The organism is Pseudomonas sp. F01002, from assembly GCF_004402115.1.
Classification (GTDB): domain Bacteria; phylum Pseudomonadota; class Gammaproteobacteria; order Pseudomonadales; family Pseudomonadaceae; genus Aquipseudomonas; species Aquipseudomonas frigoris.
In genome coordinates this window covers 91,752-115,255 of record NZ_SOPU01000023.1, presented here as the reverse complement: position 1 = coordinate 115,255, position 23,504 = coordinate 91,752, and the positions used below count along the sequence as shown (strand labels likewise).

The following is a 23,504-nucleotide window of genomic DNA, read 5'->3' as shown; positions in this document are numbered from 1 at the left end:
TCGCGAAGAGGCCGTGTCAGTCGACATCAATGTTGAATGACACACCGCTTTCGCGAGCAAGCCCGCTCCCACAGGTCCAGCGTTTCAACCAGGTATTTTGTGCGATAGGCTCAATTTTTAAGGATTTGGCATGATTCCCAATGACGAACAACTTCAGATCAGCGACGCGGCCCGGCAGTTTGCCCAGGAACGGCTGAAACCGTTCGCCGCCGAGTGGGACCGCGAGCATCGCTTCCCCAAGGAAGCCATCGGCGAGATGGCGGAACTGGGCTTCTTCGGCATGTTGGTGCCGGAAGAGTGGGGCGGTTGCGACACCGGTTACCTGGCCTACGCCATGGCCCTGGAAGAAATTGCTGCCGGCGATGGCGCCTGCTCGACCATCATGAGCGTGCACAACTCGGTGGGTTGCGTGCCGATTCTCAAGTACGGCAACGACGACCAGAAAGAACGCTTCCTCAAACCGTTGGCCAGCGGCTCGATGCTCGGGGCTTTTGCCCTCACCGAACCGCAGGCCGGTTCCGACGCCAGTGGCCTGAAAACCCGTGCCCGTCTGGAAGGCGATCACTACGTGTTGAACGGCTGCAAGCAGTTCATCACCTCCGGGCAGAACGCCGGGGTGGTGATCGTGTTCGCCGTGACTGATCCGAGTGCCGGCAAGCGTGGCATCACGGCGCTGATCGTGCCCACCGATTCGCCGGGCTACAAAGTCGCGCGGGTCGAAGAAAAACTTGGCCAGCACGCGTCCGACACCTGCCAGATTCTGTTTGAGGACGTGAAGGTGCCGGTGGCCAACCGGTTGGGCGAGGAGGGCGAAGGTTATCGAATCGCCCTGGCCAACCTCGAAGGCGGTCGTGTCGGCATCGCTTCGCAATCGGTGGGCATGGCCCGCGCTGCGTTCGAAGCAGCCCGCGACTACGCCCGCGAGCGTGAAAGCTTCGGCAAACCGATCATCGAGCATCAAGCGGTCGCGTTCCGCCTGGCGGACATGGCAACCCAAATCGCCGTCGCCCGGCAAATGGTGCATTACGCGGCGGCGTTAAGAGACAGCGGCAAACCGGCCTTGGTCGAAGCGTCCATGGCCAAGCTGTTCGCCTCGGAAATGGCTGAGAAGGTGTGCTCCGCAGCCTTGCAAACCCTCGGCGGTTACGGTTACTTGAACGATTTCCCGCTGGAGCGGATCTACCGCGACGTGCGGGTCTGCCAGATCTACGAAGGCACCAGCGATATTCAGCGCATGGTTATTTCACGAAGTCTCTAAGAATGAACCCCCGGTAGGAGCTGCCGCAGGCTGCGATCTTCAGCGATCTTGAAATCACCGAAGATCGAGATCAAAAGATCGCAGCCTGCGGCAGCTCCTACGGGGGATCGAGTGTTTATCAGGAGTCATATATGAGCTACGAAACGATTTTGTTGGAAACCCACGGTCGCGTTGGCCTGATTACCCTGAACCGTCCGCAAGCGCTGAATGCGTTGAACGCACAGATCGTCAGCGAGCTGAACCACGCCCTCGATGGCCTGGAAGCCGATTCGAACATCGGCTGCATCGTGCTGACCGGCTCGAAAAAAGCCTTCGCGGCCGGTGCCGACATCAAGGAAATGGCCGAGCTGACCTACCCGCAGATCTACCTCGACGACCTGTTCAGCGACAGCGATCGCGTGGCTAACCGCCGCAAGCCGATCATTGCCGCCGTCAACGGTTTCGCCTTGGGCGGTGGTTGTGAACTGGCGCTGATGTGCGACTTCATCCTGGCCGGCGACAACGCCAAGTTCGGTCAGCCGGAAATCAACCTCGGCGTACTGCCGGGCATGGGCGGCACCCAGCGCCTGACCCGCGCAGTGGGCAAGGCCAAGGCCATGGAAATGTGCCTCAGCGGTCGCTTGATCGATGCGGTGGAAGCGGAGCGTTGCGGGATTGTGGCGCGGATTGTTCCGGCCGATGAGTTGCTGGAAGAAGCGTTGAAAGTCGCGGCGCTGATTGCCAAGAAGTCGTTGCCGATTGCAATGATGATCAAGGAAAGCATCAACCGCGCGTTTGAAGTGAGCCTGTCGGAAGGTGTGCGCTTTGAGCGCCGGGTGTTCCATGCGGCGTTTGCGACGCAGGATCAGAAGGAAGGGATGGCGGCGTTTATTGCCAAGCGTGAGGCTGAGTTCCAAGGTAAGTAATGCGGCGTTTTCGCTGACGCTATCGCGAGCAAGCTCGCTCCCACAGTGGATCTCCAGGGTGCACAGATCTTGTGTATACCAGAGAACCCTGTGGGAGCGAGCTTGTCTCCGGGCGGCGATCCGACGATGCTTTTGGGGCATCACACCAGGTAGTGCTTCAGCTCCCGAGCAATCACCATCCGCTGTATCTCGCTCGACCCTTCATAAATCTGCGTAATCCGCGCATCCCGGTAATAACGCTCCACCGGATAATCCTCCAGATACCCATACCCGCCATGAATCTGCATCGCCGACGAACACACTTTCTCGGCCATCTCCGAAGCAAACAATTTGGCCTGTGAAGCCTCCGACAGACACGGCTTGCCGGCACTGCGCAACCGCGCAGCATGCAAGATCAGCAGTCGTGCCGCGTTCAACCGGGTGTGCATATCGGCCAGCATGTTGGCGATGCTCTGGTGCTCGATGATCGGCTTGTTGAACTGAACCCGATCCCGCGAGTAGGCCAGCGCCGCTTCAAACGCCGCGCGGGCAATGCCCAACGCCTGCGCCGCGATGCCGATGCGGCCGCCTTCGAGGTTCGACAGGGCAATCGCCAGTCCTTTGCCGCGCTCACCCAACAGGTTGGCTTCCGGAATCGTGCAGTTGCTCAGGGTCACCGCGCAGGTATCGGACGCGCGAATACCCATCTTGTGCTCGGTGCGATCAACGATGAAACCCGCTGTATCGGTAGGCACCAGAAACGCCGAGATGCCGCGCTTGCCCAGATCCGGATCGGTCACCGCAAACACGATGGCCAGTTTCGCCCGTTTGCCATTGCTGACGAATTGCTTGGCGCCGTTGATCACCCACTGGCCGTCGCGCAGTTCGGCGCGGGTGCGCAGGTTGTGGGCTTCGGAGCCGGCCTGGGGTTCGGTCAGGCAGAAGCAGCCGATCGCCTGACCGCTGGCCAGATCCGGCAGCCAGGTCTGTTTCTGTTCTTCAGTGCCGTAGTTGAGGACCGGACCGCAGCCCACGGAGTTGTGAATGCTCATGAGTGCGCCAGTGGCGCCGTCGCCGGCCGAAATCTCTTCCACGGCCAAGGCGTAAGCGACGTAATCGACATAGGTGCCGCCCCATTCCTCGGGCACCACCATGCCCAGCAGACCCAGCTCACCCATCTTCGCCACCAGACCGTCATCGATCCAGCCGGCCTTTTCCCAGGCCTGGGCGTGGGGGGCGATTTCGCCGCGGGCGAAGTCCCGGGCCATGTCGCGGATCATGACTTGCTCTTCGCTCAATTCGATATCGTGCATGGCTCAGCTCCCGCTTTGGTCAAAACCCGTGAAGAAACTCGCGACGTGCTCGGCGTCCAGCGCCTGCAAGGTTGGCGGGTTCCAGCGCGGTTTCTTGTCTTTGTCGATCAGCAAGGCGCGCACGCCTTCGATCAGGTCGCCGCGCTCGAACCACTGACGGTCCAGGTGCAGCTCAAGGGCGAAGCAGTCTTCCAGACTCAGGTGCCGGCCGCGACGGAGCATTTCCAGGGTCACGCCCATGGCCAGCGGTGAACGGCTTTCCAGCAGGTCGGCGGTGGTCAAGGCCCACTCGTGGCTGTCGGCGACCGTTACTTCACGCAGTTGCTCAACAATACTCGGCACATCGGGCAGGGCGAAGAAGTGATCGATGGCCGGGCGCAACGCCGCCAAAGGTGCAGCCGGAAGTTGTTGCACGGCGAGTTTCGCCAACAGACCTTGAAGGTCCTTCAACGGTGTTTCGGGCCATTCGAGCTGATCGAGTTGCTCGTCCAGAGTGCTCAACTTGTCGCTTTCCAGGTACCAGTCGGCCAGGCCGCAATAGAGCGCATCGGCCGCACGGATCTGCATGCCGCTGACGCCGAGGTAAATACCCAGTTCACCGGGAACGCGCGGCAGGAAATGGCTGCCACCGACATCCGGGAAATAACCGATCGCCACTTCCGGCATCGCCAGGCGGCTTTTCTCGGTGACCACTCGCAAGTCGGCGCCTTGCACCAGGCCCATGCCGCCGCCCAGGACAAAACCGTCCATCAAGGCGAGCACAGGTTTGCGGTAATGGTGAATCGCGAGGTCGAGGGCGTATTCCTCGACGAAGAAATCTTCGTGCAGCGTGTCGCCGTTTTTGAAGCTGTCGTACAGCGAGCGAATATCGCCGCCGGTACAGAAAGCCTTCTCGCCAGCACCGCGCAAGACCACCGCGTGTACGTGCGGATCGAGCGCCCAGGCGTCGAGCTGACGCTGCAGGTTGCGCACCATGTCCAGGGTAATGGCGTTGAGGCCGCCGGGGCGATTGAGGGTCAGGTGACCGATGTGGTTGCGAACCTCGGCCAGCACTTCGTTTTGCGTGGCATCCATGGACGAAGTCCCCTTCGATGAAACCTGAGCAGTCATCACTAACTCCCTGCTTTTATTGTTCTTTATAGAGAAGCTCGCGCGCGAGCGATGCTGGATCGTAACAGTGCAAATTTGTGATGTACAACCGGCATATGTGCAGGAGTCGTGTGCATTTTTACCTTAAGGCTGCGATCTCTAGATCTTGGGAGATCAACGACAGAATCGGCTGTGAGAGCCACCCGTTCAGCGCAGTTGGGCTGTCAGAACAGGGGCTTACGACACCTGCACCGGCCTGGCAATTGGCATTCTGACGGTCCATTTCAAGCGCTTGTGACGATGCGCATGGAACGGACTGCACCCCGACGGCTGGCTCGACCGGTCGAAAACAACAACAAATACGGCTGCGGTGAATACCGCATCGACTCTCTGCCCCTGTCAAAAAGTGTGGTTAGGCGCAGGCGAGGTTTCCAGCCCGGTGTTGTTTTTGCATCAGGGGAAGGTCGAGGAGCAGGGTGACGCAACGATCCTCGACCAGCCAAAAAGTGAACGTTTGCAGCAATTCCTATCGGGTCGTTTGAAGTGAGGCAAGACGTATATGGCGGATATCCGCGATCTGTCGATCGTGCTTGATCGTATCGATCAGGCAATCATCGAAGTGCTGCGCCACGAAGGGCGCATCACTTATCAAAAGCTTTCCGAGCGCGTGCACCTGACGCCCAGGCCGTACCTGGAACGGGTGCGCAAGCTCGAACAGCTCGGGGTCATTCGTGGGTATGGCGCGATTCTCGATGAAAAGAAGCTGACACCAGGCTTGTCGTTGCTGGTGCTGGTTGCGTTGTCGAACCAGAGTGGGCGGGCGGCGCAAAAGGCTTTCGAAGCCAAGGTCCGCGCCTGCCCGCAGGTGCTGGAATGTCGGTTGATCAGCGGCGCGTTCGACTACAGCTTGCGCATGCGTTGCCGGGACATGGAGCATTACCGGGTGCTGACAGAGGTCCGGTTCGATGACCCGGATTTGCACATCGACAAGTTGGTCAGCCATCCGGAATTGGCGATGGTCAAGACCACGATGGAATAGAAGCAAGATCAAGATCAAAGGATCGCTGCCTTCGGCACTCGCCGAATCGGCTGGGCCACACACGTTTTTCAGCCGTTTCCATCACGCCGCCGCCACTGATCAACCGGGTTTTCCAGCCTGCGAAACAGACAATGAGTACCTCTTAACCCTCATTGAATCTGTGCCCATGCAAACCACCAATACCGTTTTGATGATTCGCCCGACACGTTTCTCCTTCAATCAGGACACGGCGGCGAACAACCGTTTCCCCATTCGGAGCTGTGTTCGCTGTTTCTGCATGCCGATCACCGCAGCGGTCTGAACGGGCGTTTGCTGTCCAAGGCGCGGTTCCTGTTTCGGGCGGAATTTCGTCAGCATTTCGGGGAGAAGGTGATCGCCGAGATGCGCGGCTACTCGGACGAAGAGGGCGTTTCACCGTTCTGGGAAGGTCTGGGGCGGCACTTCTTCAAGATGGATTTTGCCGATGCCGACTACCTGACCGGGCTGGGTAACAAGACCTTCATCGCCGAGCTGATGCCCAAGTTTCCGCTGCCGACTTGCCTGTTGCCTGAAGCCGCAAGAACCGTCATCGGTCGCGTTCATCCCAACACCGAACCGGCGCTGGGCATGCTCAAGGCTGAAGGGTTCGAGCACCGCGACTACATTGACATCTTCGACGGCGGCCCGCTGATCGAATGCGCCACCGGGGATATCCGTGCCGTGCGTGACAGTCAGGTGCTGCAACTGAGCATCGGCACACCGGGGGAGCAGACGGCGACATACCTGATTCATAACCGCCAATTTGCCGAGTGCCGGATTACCGCGGCACCGGCGCGGGTGGCTGCCGGGACGTTGATAGTCGATGCAGAGACTGCGAAGAGCCTTGGGTTGAGTGCCGGTTCATCGGTGCGCGCGGTGAGTCTGGCGGTGCCAGCCCGACAAATGTCTGCAGCCTAGATCAATCCTAAAATCAAAAGATCGCAGCCTGCGGCAGCTCCTACAGGGGATCGCATTTCAATGTAGGAGCTGCCGCAGGCTGCGATCTTTTGATCTTCAACCCTTACTGGAAAACACATTACCAATACTGCGCCGTTTGGCATGCAACTCACTGGCATGGATCAACTGTTCGAGGTCTTCGGGGGTGACGTCGAAGAAGGCTTCCATGTCCGCCAGGGCCAGTTTCAGGTCCTGGGCGGTGATCGCCTGGCTGTCGGTGGGCGGGTGGTCGGCGGGCACCCTGGACAACGGTTCGCTGGCGCGTTTTGGGTAACGAATGCGCGTCAGGTTGTTGTAGGCCAGGGCGCTGAGCAACATGGCCGATGCACCAAGCATCACCGGGCCGAGGGCTTTCCAGCCCAGGGCAATGGTCGCCGGGTCTGCCAATACCAACAGCAACGCCAAGGCCCCGGCCGGTGGATGCAGGCAACGCAGCCAGCACATTAGAATCAGCGCTATGCCAGCCGCCAGGCAAGCGCTGCCGAGGGTTCGTCCGAGAACGTGAGCGACCAGCAGTGAAACCACCCCGGCGCTTAGATAACCGCCAAGAATCGACCAGGGCTGGGCGAGGGCGCCGGAGGATACCGCGAACAGCAACACGGCCGATGCACCCAGCGGACCGATCAAGTGCTGCGCAACCGGCATGCCGAATACCAGGCTGCAGAGCCAGACGCTGAACATCGTGCCCAAGGACATGCCGATCGCGGCGCGGCTCCATTCGGAGGGGCGAGTGTTGATGGCGGCGGGAAACCAGCGAGCAAACATGAGGCAGACGATCCGTTGAAAAAAACCGAGGCAAAAAAAAGGCTTAGCTGGGATACCCAGAAAGCCCTTGAAGTTGTTCCAACTATTGGGGGAGGAACGGGCACAGTGTGCCGTTCATTTCTGATGCTGACAAATTCATATTAATGCAGTTTTAGTGCATTAATTTTGCTGTAATGCCACCCGGCGACCGCTCATGAAACACAGGAAACCGCCCATGGCGGTCAGTGCGCTCAGGGCATAAAACATCGTTGGCGCGGGGGTGTGCATCAGCAGGAAACCGCAAATCACCGGGCTCAGGGCACCGCCGAGGGCTGCGAGGTTTTGCGCGCCGTAATAACTACCGCGCAGTTCTTCCGGGGCCAGGGTGTCGACGAAGAGGCATTCGGCGGGGTAAATGATCATTTCACCGAAGGTGAAGATGAACATTGCCACGCACCACGACACTAGGCTGTCAGCCAGGCTGAAACCGATCAACCCGACGATGAACAGGCTGGTACCGCCCGCGATCCAGTAACGCAATTGTTCGCGCTTGAGGAAACGGCCGATCTGGTATTGCAGCAGGATCACGCTGATCGCATTGCAGGCGAGCAGGGCGGCCATGGTTTCCAGTGCCCGTTTGGAGTCATGGGTTACCAGCAGATATTGCGACAGGTACAAGGTGAAACGGCCGTGGACCACGGTACTGAGCAGGCAGCCGCAGGTGAACATGATCAGCGTGCGGTCGTTTTTCAGGGTGACCAGCGTCTTGAGAAAACTCGCGGGCTGGCCAATCGCGGGTGCCTGGGCCGAGTCCTTCGGTATCCCGATCATCAGGAAAATACTGAAGAACGCGATGCCGCCGGCGATCAGGAACGGCGCAATCGGGTACACGCCGGCAATCACCACGCCCAACATCGGGCCGGTGGCGTAGCCGATGTTGGTCAAGGTGTAGCGCAGGGAAAATGCCTTGGCGCGCTGGCCCATGGGCAGGTTTTCGCTGAGGATCGCCTTCGAGCCGATCAGGAACAGCGCCGAGGCGGTTTCGGTGATCACCAGGGTGGCGGTGGTCAGGTAGAGGTTGTCGGCGAAGGTCAGCAGCACAAAGCCGATGGCGCTGGAGAGCATCGCGAGGATCAGCAGCCGGCGCTTCTCGAGGCGGGTCGATGATGTAACCGCCGTAGAGCGCGAGCAGGGTGGCGATAAACACCGCGATGCCCAGCAGCAAGCCAACATCCTGTTGGTTGAGGCCGAGTTTGTTGCTCAGGAACAACGTCAGCAGCGGGCTGGTGATGGCGCGGCTGACGACGATGGTCAGCGAAACGATCATCAACCGGCGGATAACGAGTGAGTAAGTGGCCACGGTGGGGCAAATATCCTTATTTAGATTCTGCAGTGTTCGACGTAAAACCGAGTCGCTACCATTCGCGAGCAAGCCCGCTCCCACATTTGGAATGCATTCCCCTGTGGGAGCGAGCTTGCTCGCGATGAGGCCGGCTCAGGCAACCCCGTACTCAAGTCAGCCACCGATCCAGCGAACGAACCGATTCAAGCGTTTCCAACCGCCATAACTGCTCAAGCAGTTCTTGCGCCTGATCCCCTCATCCGTCTTGATTGCCCGGCGATGTTGTTCGGCATCGGTCACCTGCGCATCGGCAAGCCAGGCCAGCGAAGGGTCGCAGCGAAACAACTCGGCCGCCGAACATGTAGGAGCTGCCGAAGGCTGCGATCTTTTGATCTTATTCTTTTAGCGCCTCAGCTATTGTTGAAGATCAAAATCAAAAGATCGCAGCCTTCGGCAGCTCCTACAGGGGATTGAGGTGCAGCAACACGTAATCGTTTTTATCGAAACGGCCGCTCAAAATGGGCGGCAACGCACCCAACGGCGTGCCCTGCAGGGCGCGATAGTCGTTTTCATCCATCATCAGCCAATGCGGCCCTTGAAGGTTTTCCAGTTCTTGGGTCGATTCGGTGAAAATCGGCTGTAAGTCCTGCTCGATGTTGACCATGAACTTGATCGCCTTGGCGTCTTTACCCATGACATGCAACACCAGCGGTGCCGGGTCTTTTTGTACGAGCGCAAATGCCGCACGGCTGAAGGTCCGGGTATCGTAGAGTCGGCGTTCGACCGGTTCGAATACCAGAATGTAGACCGACCACAGCGCCAGGACTGCGCAAAACGCAAGTGTTTGCGCCCGCCAGTGCGGTCGTACAAGCACCGCCAAGGCAATGACTTGCAGCACGCCGAGAATGATCAGTATCGAAGTCAGCGTTGTTAGTTCATCGGGAAACCGTCGCTGGGCGACCAGCAGTCCGCCGATCAACAGGGCAGGGACCACTAGCCACAGCCCTTGCATCAACCCCCGCAACCACTCGAAAACCCGACCTTGCGCCACCTGAAACGGATACGCCGCAATGATCGCCGCCATGGGCAACATCGGCAGCAGGTAGCGGGCCTTTTTTGCCTGGGGGATCGAGAGCCCGACCATCACGATCAGGCCGGCGGCCGTACAGTACTGCAACAGGCGCAACGCAGGACCCGCCTGCCGAGGCGTTGTCAGCCAGACGGCGGCCAGTACCAGCAACGCCAACGGATACGCGAGCGCATAGTTGCCCACCGAGCCGGTGAAGTAATACAGCGAACCGCTGACACCTTCGCTACCGTCCATGCGCCCCATGAACTGCATGCGCACCACGTCGTGCATGAAGTCCGGGCCGCCGATGGTTTCCGCCAGCCACAGCAGCACGCCAACGCACACGGCCAGCAGCACCGACGCCATCAGGCCAAAACCAAAAAATTTCTGCCATTGTCGATTGAGCAAGAAATAGCTGCACAGCATGCCCGTGGGAATCACCAGCCCGATCGGTCCACGAATCCCGAAGCCCAGCAGCAACAAGGCAAAGATCAGCCACCACCGGCGCTTTGCTGCGAAATGATCGACGGCATAACCCAGGTAGAACACTGAAAAAGCCACCGCCGCGAGCATCAAATCCAGGGACACGGCACGGGTTTCGGTGACAAAGGTGTTGGTCAGTGTCATCAGGGCGATGCTCAGCAACGCCCAGCGCTGGGAGTAGGGCGCCAGTAGCCGGTACATCAACGTGACGATCACCGCCCCGGCTATGGCGCTCGGCAACCAGGCAGTCAAACTGTTGACCTGCCCGAACGGCAGCGACAGCAGCCAGGTGAAAAGCGTCGAAAGCGCCGAATAGTCCGCATACGGCTGGCCATAGGTAGTCGGAAAAAAGGACGGCCCGTGGCGCAACATTTCCTGAGCGAACAGCACAAAACGCGAATCGAAGCCGATCACTGCCTGCTGATACACCCCGGCGCTGAACAGCAGCAGCGCCAACAGCCCTATGCCTAGAGACTGTCGGCGGATACCGGGTGATATCGAAATCAAGCGATGACCGAAGCAGCGGGCCACTGCTGATGCGGAATCGGCAGATTGCGCGATTCACCGCGACCCATCGGGAAGTACTTGAAGCCGGCGCGAGCGAGGCGATCGGCGTCGTAGAGGTTGCGTCCGTCGAAGATCACCGGTGCGTTGAGCCGCTGCTGGATCAGGCTGAAATCCGGGGCCTTGAACTGCTGCCATTCGGTGCAGATGATCAACGCGTCAGCGCCGGACAATACCGATTCCGGTGTGCCCATGAGCATCAACTTGGGTTCATCGGGATACAGTTGCTGGGTTTCCTGCATGGCTTCCGGGTCGAACGCGCGGACGTTGGCCCCGGCGGCCCACAGCGATTCCAGCAGCACCCGACTCGGTGCATCGCGCATGTCGTCGGTGTTCGGTTTGAATGCCAGGCCCCACACGGCAAAGGTCCTGCCGCGCAAATCGCCCTTGTAGAACGCGTTGATGCGTTCGAACAGCTTGTGCTTCTGACGCTGGTTGATCGCTTCCACCGCTTGCAGCAGATCGCTGGAGCAATGCGCCTCTTCAGCACTGTGGATCAGCGCGCGCATGTCCTTGGGAAAGCACGAGCCGCCATAACCGCAACCGGGGTAGATGAAGTGATAGCCAATGCGCGAATCGGCGCCGATGCCCAGGCGCACCGATTCGATGTCGGCGCCCAGGTGTTCGGCCAGTTCGGCGATCTGGTTGATGAAGCTGATCTTGGTCGCCAGCATGCAGTTGGCGGCGTACTTGGTCAGCTCGGCGCTGCGCAGGTCCATGAACATGACCCGGTCATGGTTGCGGTTGAAGGGCGCGTAGAGGTCACGCATCACGTCACGCACTTCATCGCGTTCGCAGCCGATGATGATCCGGTCCGGGCGCCGGCAATCGGCCACGGCCGAGCCTTCTTTCAAAAATTCCGGGTTGGAGACGATATCGAACTGCAGCAAGCGGCCGACCTTGATCAGGCACTTGTCGATATGCGCGCGCAAGGTGTCACCCGTGCCCACCGGCACCGTGGATTTCTCCACCAGAATCACCGGTTGTTCACGATGACGCGCCACGGCTTCTCCCACCGACAGCACATAACTCAGATCCGCCGAACCGTCGTCCCGGGACGGTGTGCCGACCGCGATAAACAACACCTGACCATGCTGCACTGCGAGTTTTTCGTCGGTGGTGAACTGTAGACGTTTGGCGTCCAGGCCTTCGCGCACCAGGCTGGCCAGCCCCGGCTCGAAAATGCTCACGTGGCCTTGTTGCAACAGCTCGATTTTCTTCTCGTCAATGTCCATGCAGACCACGTCGTGGCCAACTTCTGCCAGGACGGCGGCTTGCACCAGACCAACGTAACCGCTACCAAATACACTGATTTTCATGGGGCACTCCTGAGTTCGCGCGCGCGAGCAGGCCGAGAGTTAATGGTAATGACACCGAGGATGACCAGGGCCACCCCGATGGTTTTTGAAAGGCTGAATGCTTCGTTGAACAGCGGCAGGCTGGCGGCCAGCAAGTACACCAGCGCGTAGCTGATGCTCAGCAGCGAATAAGCCCGGCCCAGCGGTAAATCCCGCAGGGCGGCAAGCCAGCTAAGCATCGACAGGGCGTAAGCAAGAATGGCGACCAGCACCACGGCGACAGCGGACAGATCGATGCTGGTGGTGAACCAGTGCTCGGGCGATGGCAGGCGGCTCATGCTCCAGCGCATGCCCAGTTGCGCAGCACTGACCAGCAGCACGCTGCCCAGCGCGAAGGTAATTCCGCGACGCAGGTTCATGTGTGTTGCCCCAGCAGCACCACGCCACCGATCACCAGCGCAACACCCAACCAGTGGCGACGGTCGATGGTTTCGTGGAAAACGAAGCGGGCGACCAGGGTGATCAGTACGAAATTGAGGCTCAGCATCGGATAGGCAATGCCGACTTCGAGGCGCTGCAACACCAGCAGCCACACCAGCAAGCCCAATCCCAGAGAGGCAAGCGCCAGCCACAACCAGGGCGAACGCAGTTTCTCGCTCCAGAGCGACGCCTTGTCGCGCCAGCTTTCCACAGCGTATTTCTGGGCGATCTGGCCCAGACAGGTCAGCAGGCAGGCGGCCAAGAGCAGTAACAGGCTCATGACGCCTCCTGAGGAAAAATCAGAATCACAATGTTGCCTTGTTCATAACGCTTGCCATCCTTGGGCAGCAGTTCGATTTCGCGCAGTTCGTCGTCACCCTTGATGCGCATGACCACGCCGACCGAACCGCTCTGGCGGGCGTCGCGCATCCACGCTTGAACCTGGTGCGGGTCGACTTGCTGCTGTGCGCCGTCAGGATAGGCGAGGCCATATTTCAATTCGCCTATCGTGTTGTACAACGCCACGTCCGGGCGTTTCATGCGCCAGGCCAGGGCCCCGGCGGCGCCGAGGTCGTTGCTCAGCAACTGGTCGGTCTGGCCGAGCTCCTGGGCATGCTCGAGGATGAATTGATCGGGCATCTTGTTGGCGACCACCGACTCGGGCATCCCGGCCGGCAACAGGCCGATCAGCAGCAGACTGCCGAAGGCTGGCGCCGCCCAGCATTGCAAAGGTCTGAAGGCTTGCAGCAGGTTGGCCATGATCCAGCCGGTCAGACCGATGAACACCAGCACCAGGTTGTGCAGTTCATGGTTGTAGAGCGGTTTTTTCAGTTGCAGGTAGACCAGGGCCACCAGGATCGTCAGGCCCAGCAGCAGGTTCAGCAGACCATTGATGCCCAGTACCCTGCCTTGCTCAAGCTTCAAGCGGTCCACCAGTGCGTGGCCCAGCAGTAACGCCAGCGGCAGCAGGCACGGCAGGATGTAGCTAGGCAATTTGCCTTTGCTGAGGCTGAAAAAAATCAGCGGCATCAGCAGCCACAGCAGCAGGAAAGCGATGTTGGCCTGGCGTCGTGTGTCCCACGCCTGTTTCAGCGCCGACGGCAGCAACGCCACCCACGGCAGACTGAACGCCACCAGCAACGGCAAATAGAACCACCACGGCGCATCATGCTGGGCGTCATCGCCGGCGAAGCGGCGAATGTGTTCGTGCCAGAAGAAGAACCGCCAGTAATCGGGCTCCTGCGCGTGCACCGCCAAGACCCACGGCAAGCTGACGGCGATGGCCACGACAATCGCCAGCGGACCGTAGATCAGCAGTTCACGCCAGCGTTTTTGCCAGATCATCCAGGGCAGGGCGATCAGCACCGGCAGCAGCCAGGCGAGGAAACCCTTGGTCATGAACCCCATGCCGCAGGCCAGGCCCAACATCGCCCAACCGATCAGGCGCTGGCCACGGCTGACGCTGTCCAGGGCAAACCACAAGGCAACCAGGCTCAAATTGACCCAGAACGTGAATTGCGGATCGAGGTTGGCGTAGCCCGCGGCGCCAGCGATGACGGTGAGACTCATGTACAGGAGCGCGCAGGCAAAACTCTTGCGTGGTTCGTTCCAGAGCCGACGGGCGATCAGGTAGCACAGCAACACACTCAACCCGGTGCTCATCGCGGAAGCAAACCGCACGCCGAACAGGTTGTCGCCAAACAACGCTTGGCTGGCGGCGATCATCCAGTAGCCGGCCACCGGTTTTTCGAAATAGCGCAGGCTCATGAAATGCGGCGACACCCAGTTGCCGCTCAGGAGCATGTCCTGGCTGATCTGGGCGTAGCGGGTTTCGTCGGGAATCCACAAGCCATGGCTGCCCAGCGGCAGCAGGTACGCCAGAGCGAAGATCGCCAGCAACAACGGTAATGCCCAGCGCTTGCTCATACGCCTTGCACTCCCAACCAGCCTTCGCGTCCTTCGAGGGTGCCGCGTAGTACCCGGCCGACCGGCAAGGTGTCGGGGGCCTCGGGCAGCAGATCGCCCAAGGGTTGAAAATGGATGTTTCGCTGGCGCGCATCGGCCAGCAGTTGACGAAAATCGTGGGCCATCAGAATCCCTTCTACTTCGGCATGGATCGTGTAGACGTTGAGTTTTTCGGGGCTGAAGCAATCAAGAATAAAGGCGTTGAAGTCCTTGGCCGCCACGCTGGGGCCGACCACCTCATCGAAGGTCGGCAGGTCCACCGGAATCTGCGGCGCACCCAAACCACCATTGGACAATCTCGGCTGGAACAGGCTCTGGCCCCGGCAATCGCTGTTGTAGCGAAAGCTGAACGCCTGCTTGGCCTCGATCACGCGCTCGTCTGCCCGCCACCCGGCGGACGCCGAGCATTCGACGTTTTGCCCGAGGATGTCGGCGAGGGTGTCGACACCCCGACGAAGGTGCTCGATCAGTTGCTTGTCACTCCAGCGCCCGGCATTGGCCTGCCAGCCGTGATGATCCCAGGCGTGCAGGCCAACTTCATGCCCGGCTGCCACGGTTTGACGCATCAAATGCCCAAGATCACGGCCGATCGGTTTGCCGGGCCACGCGGTGCCGGCCAGCAAGATGTCCCAGCCGTACAGGCCTGCCGCGTTGGAACGGAGCATTTTCCAGAGAAATTGCGGGCGGATCAGGCGCCATAAATGACGCCCCATGTTGTCCGGCCCGACACTGAAGAAAAACGTCGCCTTGACCTGCGCTTCATCGAGGATTTCCAGCAGCCGCGGCACCCCCTCACGGGTGCCTCGGTAAGTGTCGACATCAATCCGCAGACCTGCCCGCATCAGCGCTTGTCCGCGATTTCGAGCATGGCTTCACGCAGGAAGAAATCCAGCGTATTGCCGATGGTCTCGCTCATTTCAACCGTTGGGGTCCAGTCAAGCAGACGTTTGGCATTGGCGATGCTTGGTTTGCGGTGCGACACGTCCTGATAACCGGTGCCGTAGAACGCTTTGCTTTCGACATCGCGGAACCCGGCGAACGGCGGGAAGTTGTCGCGCAACGGGTGCGCTTCGAACTGACGCAACAGCTCTTCGCCCAACTGGCGGATGCTGGCTTCGTTGTCCGGGTTGCCGATGTTGATGATCTGGCCGTTGCAGGCATCGTTGTCGTTGTCGATGATCCGCGCTAGCGCTTCCACGCCATCGGCAATGTCGGTGAAGCAGCGTTTTTGCTCACCGCCATCGAACAGACGAATCGGCGTGCCTTCCACCAGGTTGAGGATCAACTGGGTGATCGCGCGGGAACTGCCGATACGCGCCGAGTCCAGGCGATCGAGGCGTGGGCCCATCCAGTTGAAGGGACGGAACAACGTGAAGTTCAGGCCTTTCTGGCCGTAGGCCCAGATCACCCGGTCGAGCAGTTGCTTGGAGATCGAGTAGATCCAGCGCTGTTTGTTGATCGGACCGACGATGAGGTTGGAGGTGTCTTCGTCGAAGTTCTGGTCCTGGCACATGCCATACACTTCGGAGGTCGACGGGAAGATCACGCGTTTGTTGTATTTGACGCAGTAGCGAACCAGTTTCAGGTTCTCTTCAAAGTCCAGCTCGAATACGCGCAGCGGGTTGCGGGTGTACTCGATCGGCGTGGCGATCGCCACCAGTGGCAGGATCACGTCGCACTTCTTGATGTGGTATTCGATCCACTCGGAGTGGATGCTGATGTCGCCTTCGACGAAGTGGAAATTCGGGTGACTGCGCAGGCGTTCGATGGCGTCTGAGCCGATGTCCAGGCCATACACCTCGTATCGGTCGTCGCGCAGCAGGCGCTCGGACAGGTGATTGCCGATGAAGCCGTTGACGCCGAGGATCAGCACGCGAGTGCGACGCGGGGCGCGACCGGACTCGGCGCCACGCAGCACGGAACCGTCCACCAGACCCAGTTCGTTGGCCAGTTGCGGGCCACTGAGGTACAAACCGTTGTCGTTACGCTGGCCGGCGGTGATTACCAGGGAGTCTTCGCCGCAGGCGATGCGCAGTGGGTCGACACTGATGACGCGCCCCGGTGCCTGACCTTCATTGCCTTGGGCGACTTCTGCGTTCCAGACAATCAGCTTGTGCTCGCCCACGGCGCAGAAGGCGCCCGGGTAAGGCTGGGTGACGGCGCGAACCAGATTGAACAGTTCTTCCGCCGGTTTGTTCCAGACCAGTTTGCCGTCGGCTGGCGTGCGCCGGCCAAACACCGTGGCTTTGGATTCGTCCTGTGGGGTTTCGTTGACTTTGCCCTGAAGCAACGCCGGTAGCGTGTCACGTAGCAAGTCGGTAGCTGCCAGACGCAGTTTTTCGTGCAGGCTCAGCGCCGTGTCGCTGCGCTCAATCGCCACCGTTTTCTGGGCGAGGATTGCGCCGGCATCGGCCCGTTTGACCATGCGGTGCAGGGTCACGCCGGTTTCGGTTTCACCGTTGACCAGCACCCAGTTGGCCGGCGCACGACCACGGTAGCGCGGCAACAACGAACCGTGCAGGTTGAAGGCGCCTTTGCTGGCGGTGGCCAACAGCGGTTCGCTCAACAGGTTGCGGTAGTAAAACGAGAACAGGTAATCCGGGTTGAGCTTGCTGATGCGCTCGATCCACAACGGGTGGTTGGCATCTTCCGGGGCGTGCACCGGGATGCCCTTGCGTGCGCACAGTTGCGCAACGGAGCCGTAGAACGCGTTTTCCTTGGGATCATCAGGATGAGTAAACACCGCGGCAATATCAAAGCCCGAGTTGAGCAGGGATTCGATGCCGGCACAGCCAATATCGTGATAGGCGAAGACAACAGCTTTTGCACTCATGAGTGAACCTGATCTGAAGAAATGGAGGTGAGACCGTCAACGGTGACAACGGGAGCGGGGGCAGCGGGTTGGTTACGCAGCACTTTTTCAATAAAGAACCGGGGGCGGGCGCGAACGTCGCCATACATGCGACCCAGGTACTCGCCCAACAGGCCCATGCCGATGAACTGGCCACCGGTGAAAATGAACAGCACGGCGAACAGCACGAATGTCCCGTCGCCGGCCCAATGGGCGCCGAAGGCCAGTCGCAGCACGATCAGCGTAATGGCGAACAGCACGCCGAGGGCCGCCATGCCGAAGCCGACGATGCTCAGCAAACGCAGGGGCGTGGTGGTCATGCAGGTGATCAGGTCGAACATCAGATTGATCAGGCGCATGGGGCTGTACTTCGATACCCCGTGTTCGCGCTCGGCGTGGGGCACGAGAATTTCCGTGGTGTGCCGGGCGAAGCTGTTGGCGAGGATCGGGATGAAGGTGCTGCGTTCACGGCAGGCGAGCATGGCATCGACAATGGTTCGCCGGTAAGCGCGGAGCATGCAGCCATAGTCGGTCATGGCAACGCCGGTGGAGCGCTGCACGGCCAGGTTGATCAGCTTCGACGGCCAGCGCCGTAACGCCGAGTCCTGACGGTTGTTGCGCACGGTGGCGACCACGTCATAACCCAGCTCGGCCTGAGCCACTAACCGCGGAATCTCCTCGGGAGGGTTTTGCAGGTCGGCGTCGAGAGTGATGACCACATCGCCTTTAGACTGCTCGAAACCGGCCATGATTGCCGCGTGCTGGCCGTAGTTGCGGTTGAGAATGACCGCTACGAACGGGCTGCCTTTGAGCGATGCTGCCTGTTCCAATATTTGCGCCGATTCGTCCCGACTGCCGTCGTCGACCAGCACAATTTCGTATTTGTGGCGTAATTGCTGACACGCCGCTTCGGTGCGCCGGAGCAACTCGGGCAGGCTGTCTTGCTCGTTGTAGACCGGGATGACGATCGACACGCAATGGATCGGGTAAGGTTTCACAGGCTTGCGTCCAAAACGTTTTCAATGGCACCGACCACACGATCGACGTCATCGGTGGTCATGTCGGGGAATAACGGAATCGAGCACAGCCGTGCCGAGTTCCATTCTGTGTTGGGCAGATAGATGTTGGGGAAGCGCTGGCGGTAGTAGGTGTGGAGGTGAGTGGCGATGAAGTGAATACCGGTGCCGATGTTCTGCGCTTGCAGGGCCTTCATGAACGCTTCACGGTCCAGCCCGCAGCGCTCGGTGTCGATACGCAGGATGAACAGGTGCCAGGCGTGCTGCTGCGCATAGGCTGGAAGGGCCAGGGGTTGCACCGGCAAACCTTCCAGTCGCTGCAAATAAGTACCGGCCAGCTCCGTGCGTTTGGCGTTGATTTCGTCCAGTCGCTTCAGCTGCACCAAGGCGATGGCGGCATTGATGTCGGCCAGGTTGTACTTGAAGCCGGGCTCCATGACCTGAGCCTGAGGTTTGCGGCCGTGGCTCAGGCGGTCATAGGCATCGACACCGAGGCCATGGAACTTGAGCATGCGCACACGACTGGCCAGGGCTTCATCGTCACTGACAAACATGGCGCCCTCGGCGCAGGTCATGTTCTTGATCGCATGGAACGAGAAGATTGCCGTGCCTTTCGCGCCGACGTGACGACCTTTGTAGAAGGTGCCTGCGGCGTGAGCGGCGTCTTCGATAACGGGGATGCCGTGTTTGTCGGCCAGCGCATAAAGCGGATCGAGATCGAACGCGGCACCGGCGTAATGCACCGGAATGATGGCTTTGGTGCGCGGCGTGATCGCTGCTTCGATGCTGGCCAGGTCACTCATCAGCGTGTCGCGATCAACGTCGACGAACACCGGTGTCGCGCCCAACAGGCAGATCATGTTGGCGGTGGACACCCAAGTCTGCGACGGTGTAATGACTTCATCGCCCGGACCAATTCCCAATGCCAGTAAAGTGATGTGCATCCCGCCGGTGGCCGAGGACAGTGCCACGGCATGACGGCACCCCACGTCATTGGCGAATTGCTCTTCCAGTTCCTGGTTTTTCGGCCCGGTAGTGATCCAGCCGGAGCGCAATACTTGCTCTACGGCGGCAATTTCTTCATCGCCGATACTGGGGCGGGAGAAGGGGAGAAAAGCCTGACTCATGGGCACCTCGGGGCTGAAGAGTGAATAGCCGGTGAGGCTAAAAAAAAATTGGATCCATTGCAAGCGTAGACGCTAAAAACAAAAGCTGCATCAATTGGTTACTCGAAATACCTGACGATTTAGATAGGTTGACATTTTCTGCCATGGTCGGCAGGTTGGTCCCTCGCAAAGAGATAGGCCGGACTCATTGAGGTTATTCCCGATTTTGTGAAAGGAACATGAAAAACCGGTCGGCGAATCGTTTATCTGGAGGTCATACAGCCACTGTTCAGACTTCTGCCGTTCATCGAGTTTTCCAGTAGAAAGTCCTACAGAAGTGTCCTGCTTTACAGGAAGGATGTTTCAATCCTTAGTTGTTTAATGAACTGTTTCCACTGAAGGCCGTTTCGTTTGATCGACTTACCCGCTACCGACTCAACTCCGTTAAAGACCAATCCGTTGACCCTGTATCTGGCGCGTCTGGCACCCTCCAGCCAACTGACCATGCGTTATGTTTTGCAGGACGCCGCTGACCGGTTGGGCTTCGAAGACATGAACGTCGAGGAGATTCCCTGGCACAACCTGCAACCCGAAGATGTCATTGCACTGGTGGCCACCTTGCGCACCGACGGCTACGCGCCGAACACCTCTTCGCTGTACGTCAACGCGGTGCGCGGGGTGATGAACGAGGCGTGGCGCATGAGCCTGATCAGTCAGGAACACTTGCTGAAAATGCGTTCGGTGAAGGGGATTGCCGGCACGCGATTGTCTCAGGGGCGAAACCTCAGGCGCACGCTGATCCAGGAATTGATGGCGGTCTGCGCCGCCGATCCTCGGCCACAGGGGTTGAGGGATGCAGCGATCATCGGGATTTTGTATGGCTCGGGCATGCGCAAATCGGAATCGGTGAACCTGGACCTGAACCAAGTCGATTTCACCGAGCGCAGCCTTCGTGTGACCGCCAAGGGCAATAAGCAATTGATCAAGTACGCTCCGGCCTGGGCGTTCGCCAAACTCAATGACTGGCTGGAACTGCGGCGCTCGCTACTGAAAGAGGGTGAAGTGGACGATTCGTTCCTGTTCAATCGCATCCGCCGCGGCAGTCACATCACCCGCGAGCGCATCACCAAACATGCGATCTATTACATCGCCCGACAGCGGGGCGCGCAGGTTGGGGTGAAAATCATGCCGCATGATTTTCGACGTTCGTTCATTACCCGAGTGATTGAGGAGTACGACTTGTCGATCGCCCAGAAACTCGCCCATCACAGCAACATCCAGACCACGGCCAACTACGATGTGCGCGATGACAACGAGCGGCGTAGGGCCGTGGATCGGTTCGATCTTTGATGGACGGGGTTCAAGATTCGCTCAGTACGTGGGCATGGCCGATCGTCGAGACGTGAACCGCACTGCCGGCGGGTGGTGCATACAGGCCCGAACTGCGCACCATCAATGATCGACCTGGCTGTTGCCCGGAAGCGAAAGACTCCAATTCCACCGTCAACGTGCAGGTATTGCCGCTGAAATCCCTCTCAGTCACAACGGCACGACACCCGGCGGCCTCGGTTGGGCTGGGCTGGATGCTGACGAGTTGCAGTTGCTCGGGACGCAGCATGATCTGCGCCGATTTGTTGTTCCGGTGGTTGTTCACCGGTATGCGACCGAGATCGCAATGGGCCCAGCCGGCTTCGATTCTGGCGGGCATGACCACGGCATCCCCCAGAAACAGCGCGGTTTGTTCATCCTCGGGGTAGCGGTAAAGGTCCAGCGGATGGCCTGACTGCACCAGCCGACCATCGCGCATCACCGCCAGCTGATCGGCAAACGACAAGGCTTCACTCTGGTCATGGGTGACCAGAATGGTGGTCACGCCGGCGTCGGTCAGTAGCCGTGCGACCATTTTGCGCATGGCGCCTCGAAGGCCGGTGTCGAGGGCCGAAAACGGCTCGTCCAGCAACATCAAGCGTGGCTGTTGCGCCAGCGCCCGCGCCAGCGCCACGCGTTGTTGCTGGCCACCGGACAGTTCATGGGGCCAACGGTTGGCCATGTTCGCATCCAGCGCCACGCTGTCCATCAGCTCTGCGACTCGCTCATGTTTTGCACCGCCCTTGATCGAAAGCCCGAAACCGATGTTCGCGGCCACAGTCATGTGCGGGAACAGGGCGCCGTCCTGCGGAACATAACCAATCAAACGCTGATGCGCCGGGACTTCGTGGGTGTCGTCGACGAGCGTTTGGCCATTGAGTGATAGTCGGCCTGCGTCCGGGAATTCGAAACCGGCGATCATCCGCAACAACGTGGTTTTTCCTGAGCCGGACGGGCCGACGATGACCGTTCGGCTGCCCGTTGGCACCGACAGGTTGATGCTCTCCAGCGCTTGATGGGAGCCGTAGGACTTGGAAATGGAATGGAGTTCAAGAGCGTTCATCGGCCAGCCGTTCGTTTTGATTGGTGATAAAGAAGTCCGGTCAGGGGAAGCGACAGCAAAATCATCAGCAAGGCATAGGGCGCAGCCGCGGCGTAATCGATTTCGCTGGTCATGGCCCAGAATCCGGTGGCCAGGGTGCGTGTGCCGTTGGGGGCGAGCAGCAGGGTGGCAGTCAACTCATTGGTGATCGCCAGAAACACCAGCGCGGCGCCAGCGGCAGCGCCGGGCGCGGCCAGGCGCAGGGTGATCAGCCACAATGCCCGGGCGGGGGAGCGGCCGAGGCTGCGGGCCATGTTTTCCAGCTCCACCGGTGCCTGTGCGATACCTGCGCGCAAACTCACCAGGGCGCGGGGCAAAAACATCAGCAGGTACGCCAGCAGCACCGTGATAGTCGTCTGGTAAATCGGCCGGGCGAAATGGATGGTGGCGGTCACCAATGCCAGGGCCACGACGATCCCCGGCAACGAACTGGTGATGTAGTTGCAGCTTTCCAGCACACGTTGCAACCGGCCCGGAGAGCGAATCGACAGCCAGGCAATCGGGATGGCGGCGCAGGAGGTCAGGGCGGCGCCCGCAACGCCGAGCAGCAGCGTCTGTTCCAGCGCCGGCAGAAGCTCGTCCATCTGCCAGACCTGCGTACCGCCGGCGATCAGCCAGTTACCTAAAGTCACCAGTGGCACGCCCAGCGCCAGCGCGCAGGTCGCGACCTGCACAGTCAGCGCGAGGAGGGTGGTTCCAGATTTCAGGCGCACCACCCGCTGTTCGCGAGCGCTTCCCGACCCGACGCGGGCGTAACGCGCCGTGCCGCGAGCGGCCGATTCTGCAGTCAGCATCACCAGGCAACACAGGGCGAGAACGCTGGCCAGCATGTTGGCGGCGGGGCCGTTGAAGGTGGATTTGAACTGATCGAAGATGGCCGTGGTGAAGGTGTCGAAGCGGATCATCGCGTACAGGCCATATTCGGCCAGCAGGTGCAGGCCCACCAGCAAAGCGCCGCCGCAGATAGCCAGGCGCAATTGCGGCAGCACCACGCGGAAAAATATCGCCCAGGGTTTTAGCCCCAGCGATTCGGCAACGTCTTCGATGGCCGGATCGAGCCTGCGCAGGGTCGCAGCAATCGGCAGGTACAGGAACGGGAAGTAGGCGATGACCGAGACCAGAACCCCGGCAAACAGCCCATGAATCGGTGGGACCAGACTCACCCACGCATAGCTGTGCACGAAGGCCGGCACCGCCAACGGCGCGGTCGCCAGCAAAGACCACCAGCTACGCCCCGGCAGGTTGGTGCGTTCTGTCAGCCAGGCCAGAGACAGGCCTAACGTGACGCACAACGGAATCGTGATCACCACCAGTAAAACGGTGTTGATCAACAGTTCAGCGACCCGCGGCCGGAATACCAGCGGCACAAAGGTCGCCCAGCCTGTCTGAAACGATACGCCGATGACGAAGGCAATCGGCAGCAGCGACAGCAGCGACACCAGCACCGACAAACTGATCACCCACGCGCCACCACGCCCCGCGAAGAGGCCGCGGGATCGTCGTCGCAAATTCGCGGGTATCGCCTCGGCGACACCCGCTGGTAAGGTTTCAGGCATCA

The 23,504-nt window shown here is 59.9% G+C and carries 18 protein-coding genes and 3 pseudogenes; 6 read left to right on the top strand and 15 right to left on the bottom strand.

Annotated features, from left to right (window positions below; translation table 11 throughout):
- Positions 1–130 precede the first annotated feature (130 nt).
- Positions 131–1,258, top strand: a complete 1,128-nt coding sequence (locus E3W21_RS19705; protein ID WP_134421542.1) for an acyl-CoA dehydrogenase — start codon at positions 131–133, stop codon at positions 1,256–1,258.
- Positions 1,259–1,389: 131 nt separating this feature from the next.
- Positions 1,390–2,163: an enoyl-CoA hydratase gene (locus tag E3W21_RS19700; RefSeq protein ID WP_134421541.1), complete on the top strand. Its 774-nt coding sequence runs from the start codon at positions 1,390–1,392 to the stop codon at positions 2,161–2,163.
- 140 nt (positions 2,164–2,303) lie between these two features.
- On the opposite strand, the gene E3W21_RS19695 is transcribed toward E3W21_RS19700, so the two are convergent.
- Together E3W21_RS19695 and E3W21_RS19690 are read right to left on the bottom strand one after the other, a co-directional pair.
- Positions 2,304–3,455 carry an acyl-CoA dehydrogenase family protein gene (locus E3W21_RS19695; protein ID WP_129443945.1) on the bottom strand — a complete coding sequence of 384 codons (1,152 nt, stop codon included), beginning with the start codon at positions 3,453–3,455 and terminating at the stop codon, positions 2,304–2,306.
- Positions 3,456–3,458: 3 nt separating this feature from the next.
- On the bottom strand, positions 3,459–4,565 hold the full coding sequence (locus tag E3W21_RS19690; protein ID WP_134421540.1) for an enoyl-CoA hydratase/isomerase family protein: 1,107 nt from the start codon (positions 4,563–4,565) through the stop codon (positions 3,459–3,461).
- A gap of 397 nt (positions 4,566–4,962) precedes the next feature.
- On the opposite strand from E3W21_RS19690, the pseudogene E3W21_RS31885 reads away from it, so the two are divergent.
- The 3 genes and pseudogenes from E3W21_RS31885 to E3W21_RS19675 all read left to right on the top strand — a co-directional run.
- Positions 4,963–5,091 (top strand): annotated as a pseudogene (locus E3W21_RS31885) (histidine/lysine/arginine/ornithine ABC transporter ATP-binding protein); the annotation flags it as partial.
- 12 nt (positions 5,092–5,103) lie between these two features.
- On the top strand, positions 5,104–5,583 hold the full coding sequence (locus tag E3W21_RS19680; protein ID WP_134421539.1) for an Lrp/AsnC family transcriptional regulator: 480 nt from the start codon (positions 5,104–5,106) through the stop codon (positions 5,581–5,583).
- Between the two features lie 249 nt (positions 5,584–5,832).
- Positions 5,833–6,519: pseudogene (locus tag E3W21_RS19675) on the top strand (arginine N-succinyltransferase); the annotation flags it as partial.
- A 96-nt stretch (positions 6,520–6,615) separates the two neighbouring features.
- Here the strand turns inward: E3W21_RS19675 and E3W21_RS19670 are convergent.
- The 11 genes and pseudogenes from E3W21_RS19670 to arnB all read right to left on the bottom strand — a co-directional run bounded on the left by E3W21_RS19670 (position 6,616) and on the right by arnB (position 19,497).
- Positions 6,616–7,323: an HPP family protein gene (locus E3W21_RS19670; protein WP_134421538.1), complete on the bottom strand. Its 708-nt coding sequence runs from the start codon at positions 7,321–7,323 to the stop codon at positions 6,616–6,618.
- Between the two features lie 159 nt (positions 7,324–7,482).
- Positions 7,483–8,662: pseudogene (locus E3W21_RS19665) on the bottom strand (MFS transporter).
- Positions 8,663–9,104: 442 nt separating this feature from the next.
- Positions 9,105–10,703, bottom strand: a complete 1,599-nt coding sequence (locus E3W21_RS19655; RefSeq protein ID WP_134421537.1) for a glycosyltransferase family 39 protein — start codon at positions 10,701–10,703, stop codon at positions 9,105–9,107.
- A complete protein-coding gene (locus tag E3W21_RS19650) occupies positions 10,700–12,079 on the bottom strand; it encodes a UDP-glucose/GDP-mannose dehydrogenase family protein (protein ID WP_129443957.1) in 1,380 nt (459 codons plus the stop codon). Before E3W21_RS19650 ends, E3W21_RS19655 begins: the two co-directional genes overlap by 4 nt.
- A complete protein-coding gene (gene arnF, locus E3W21_RS19645) occupies positions 12,076–12,477 on the bottom strand; it encodes a 4-amino-4-deoxy-L-arabinose-phosphoundecaprenol flippase subunit ArnF (protein WP_129443959.1) in 402 nt (133 codons plus the stop codon). Before arnF ends, E3W21_RS19650 begins: the two co-directional genes overlap by 4 nt.
- Entirely contained in the window at positions 12,474–12,818 is a 345-nt protein-coding gene (gene arnE / locus E3W21_RS19640; protein ID WP_134421536.1) for a 4-amino-4-deoxy-L-arabinose-phosphoundecaprenol flippase subunit ArnE, read from the bottom strand. The genes arnF and arnE overlap by 4 nt, the downstream gene beginning before the upstream one ends.
- Positions 12,815–14,464, bottom strand: a complete 1,650-nt coding sequence (gene arnT, locus E3W21_RS19635) for a lipid IV(A) 4-amino-4-deoxy-L-arabinosyltransferase (RefSeq protein WP_134421535.1) — start codon at positions 14,462–14,464, stop codon at positions 12,815–12,817. The genes arnE and arnT overlap by 4 nt, the downstream gene beginning before the upstream one ends.
- Positions 14,461–15,345 carry a 4-deoxy-4-formamido-L-arabinose-phosphoundecaprenol deformylase gene (gene arnD, locus E3W21_RS19630; protein WP_134421534.1) on the bottom strand — a complete coding sequence of 295 codons (885 nt, stop codon included), beginning with the start codon at positions 15,343–15,345 and terminating at the stop codon, positions 14,461–14,463. Before arnD ends, arnT begins: the two co-directional genes overlap by 4 nt.
- Positions 15,345–17,336 carry a bifunctional UDP-4-amino-4-deoxy-L-arabinose formyltransferase/UDP-glucuronic acid oxidase ArnA gene (gene arnA, locus E3W21_RS19625; protein WP_134421533.1) on the bottom strand — a complete coding sequence of 664 codons (1,992 nt, stop codon included), beginning with the start codon at positions 17,334–17,336 and terminating at the stop codon, positions 15,345–15,347. Before arnA ends, arnD begins: the two co-directional genes overlap by 1 nt.
- On the bottom strand, positions 17,333–18,352 hold the full coding sequence (gene arnC, locus E3W21_RS19620) for an undecaprenyl-phosphate 4-deoxy-4-formamido-L-arabinose transferase (protein ID WP_129443969.1): 1,020 nt from the start codon (positions 18,350–18,352) through the stop codon (positions 17,333–17,335). The genes arnA and arnC overlap by 4 nt, the downstream gene beginning before the upstream one ends.
- Positions 18,349–19,497: a UDP-4-amino-4-deoxy-L-arabinose aminotransferase gene (gene arnB / locus E3W21_RS19615; RefSeq protein WP_134421532.1), complete on the bottom strand. Its 1,149-nt coding sequence runs from the start codon at positions 19,495–19,497 to the stop codon at positions 18,349–18,351. Before arnB ends, arnC begins: the two co-directional genes overlap by 4 nt.
- A gap of 390 nt (positions 19,498–19,887) precedes the next feature.
- Between arnB and xerC the strand changes: the two genes are divergently transcribed.
- Positions 19,888–20,826, top strand: a complete 939-nt coding sequence (xerC, locus tag E3W21_RS19610) for a tyrosine recombinase XerC (protein WP_134421531.1) — start codon at positions 19,888–19,890, stop codon at positions 20,824–20,826.
- Positions 20,827–20,836: 10 nt separating this feature from the next.
- Here the strand turns inward: xerC and E3W21_RS19605 are convergent, their stop codons facing one another.
- Together E3W21_RS19605 and E3W21_RS19600 are read right to left on the bottom strand one after the other, a co-directional pair.
- Positions 20,837–21,907, bottom strand: coding sequence for an ABC transporter ATP-binding protein (locus tag E3W21_RS19605; protein ID WP_134421530.1), 1,071 nt, complete (start codon positions 21,905–21,907; stop codon positions 20,837–20,839).
- Positions 21,904–23,502: an iron ABC transporter permease gene (locus E3W21_RS19600; protein WP_134421529.1), complete on the bottom strand. Its 1,599-nt coding sequence runs from the start codon at positions 23,500–23,502 to the stop codon at positions 21,904–21,906. Before E3W21_RS19600 ends, E3W21_RS19605 begins: the two co-directional genes overlap by 4 nt.
- Between the last annotated feature and the right edge of the window lie 2 nt (positions 23,503–23,504).

Bases quoted from the DNA above. Each gene is read 5' to 3' on its own strand.
- arnA (WP_134421533.1), bottom strand. From the start codon at position 17,336: ATGAGTGCAAAAGCTGTTGTCTTCGCCTATCACGATATTGGCTGTGCC.
- arnE (WP_134421536.1), bottom strand. From the start codon at position 12,818: ATGAGCCTGTTACTGCTCTTGGCCGCCTGCCTGCTGACCTGTCTGGGC.
- arnT (WP_134421535.1), bottom strand. From the start codon at position 14,464: ATGAGCAAGCGCTGGGCATTACCGTTGTTGCTGGCGATCTTCGCTCTG.
- E3W21_RS19705 (WP_134421542.1), top strand. From the start codon at position 131: ATGATTCCCAATGACGAACAACTTCAGATCAGCGACGCGGCCCGGCAG.
- E3W21_RS19695 (WP_129443945.1), bottom strand. From the start codon at position 3,455: ATGCACGATATCGAATTGAGCGAAGAGCAAGTCATGATCCGCGACATG.
- E3W21_RS19690 (WP_134421540.1), bottom strand. From the start codon at position 4,565: ATGACTGCTCAGGTTTCATCGAAGGGGACTTCGTCCATGGATGCCACG.
- E3W21_RS19605 (WP_134421530.1), bottom strand. From the start codon at position 21,907: ATGAACGCTCTTGAACTCCATTCCATTTCCAAGTCCTACGGCTCCCAT.
- arnD (WP_134421534.1), bottom strand. From the start codon at position 15,345: ATGCGGGCAGGTCTGCGGATTGATGTCGACACTTACCGAGGCACCCGT.
- arnF (WP_129443959.1), bottom strand. From the start codon at position 12,477: ATGAACCTGCGTCGCGGAATTACCTTCGCGCTGGGCAGCGTGCTGCTG.
- E3W21_RS19700 (WP_134421541.1), top strand. From the start codon at position 1,390: ATGAGCTACGAAACGATTTTGTTGGAAACCCACGGTCGCGTTGGCCTG.
- E3W21_RS19600 (WP_134421529.1), bottom strand. From the start codon at position 23,502: ATGCCTGAAACCTTACCAGCGGGTGTCGCCGAGGCGATACCCGCGAAT.
- E3W21_RS19670 (WP_134421538.1), bottom strand. From the start codon at position 7,323: ATGTTTGCTCGCTGGTTTCCCGCCGCCATCAACACTCGCCCCTCCGAA.
- arnB (WP_134421532.1), bottom strand. From the start codon at position 19,497: ATGAGTCAGGCTTTTCTCCCCTTCTCCCGCCCCAGTATCGGCGATGAA.
- E3W21_RS19680 (WP_134421539.1), top strand. From the start codon at position 5,104: ATGGCGGATATCCGCGATCTGTCGATCGTGCTTGATCGTATCGATCAG.
- E3W21_RS19650 (WP_129443957.1), bottom strand. From the start codon at position 12,079: ATGAAAATCAGTGTATTTGGTAGCGGTTACGTTGGTCTGGTGCAAGCC.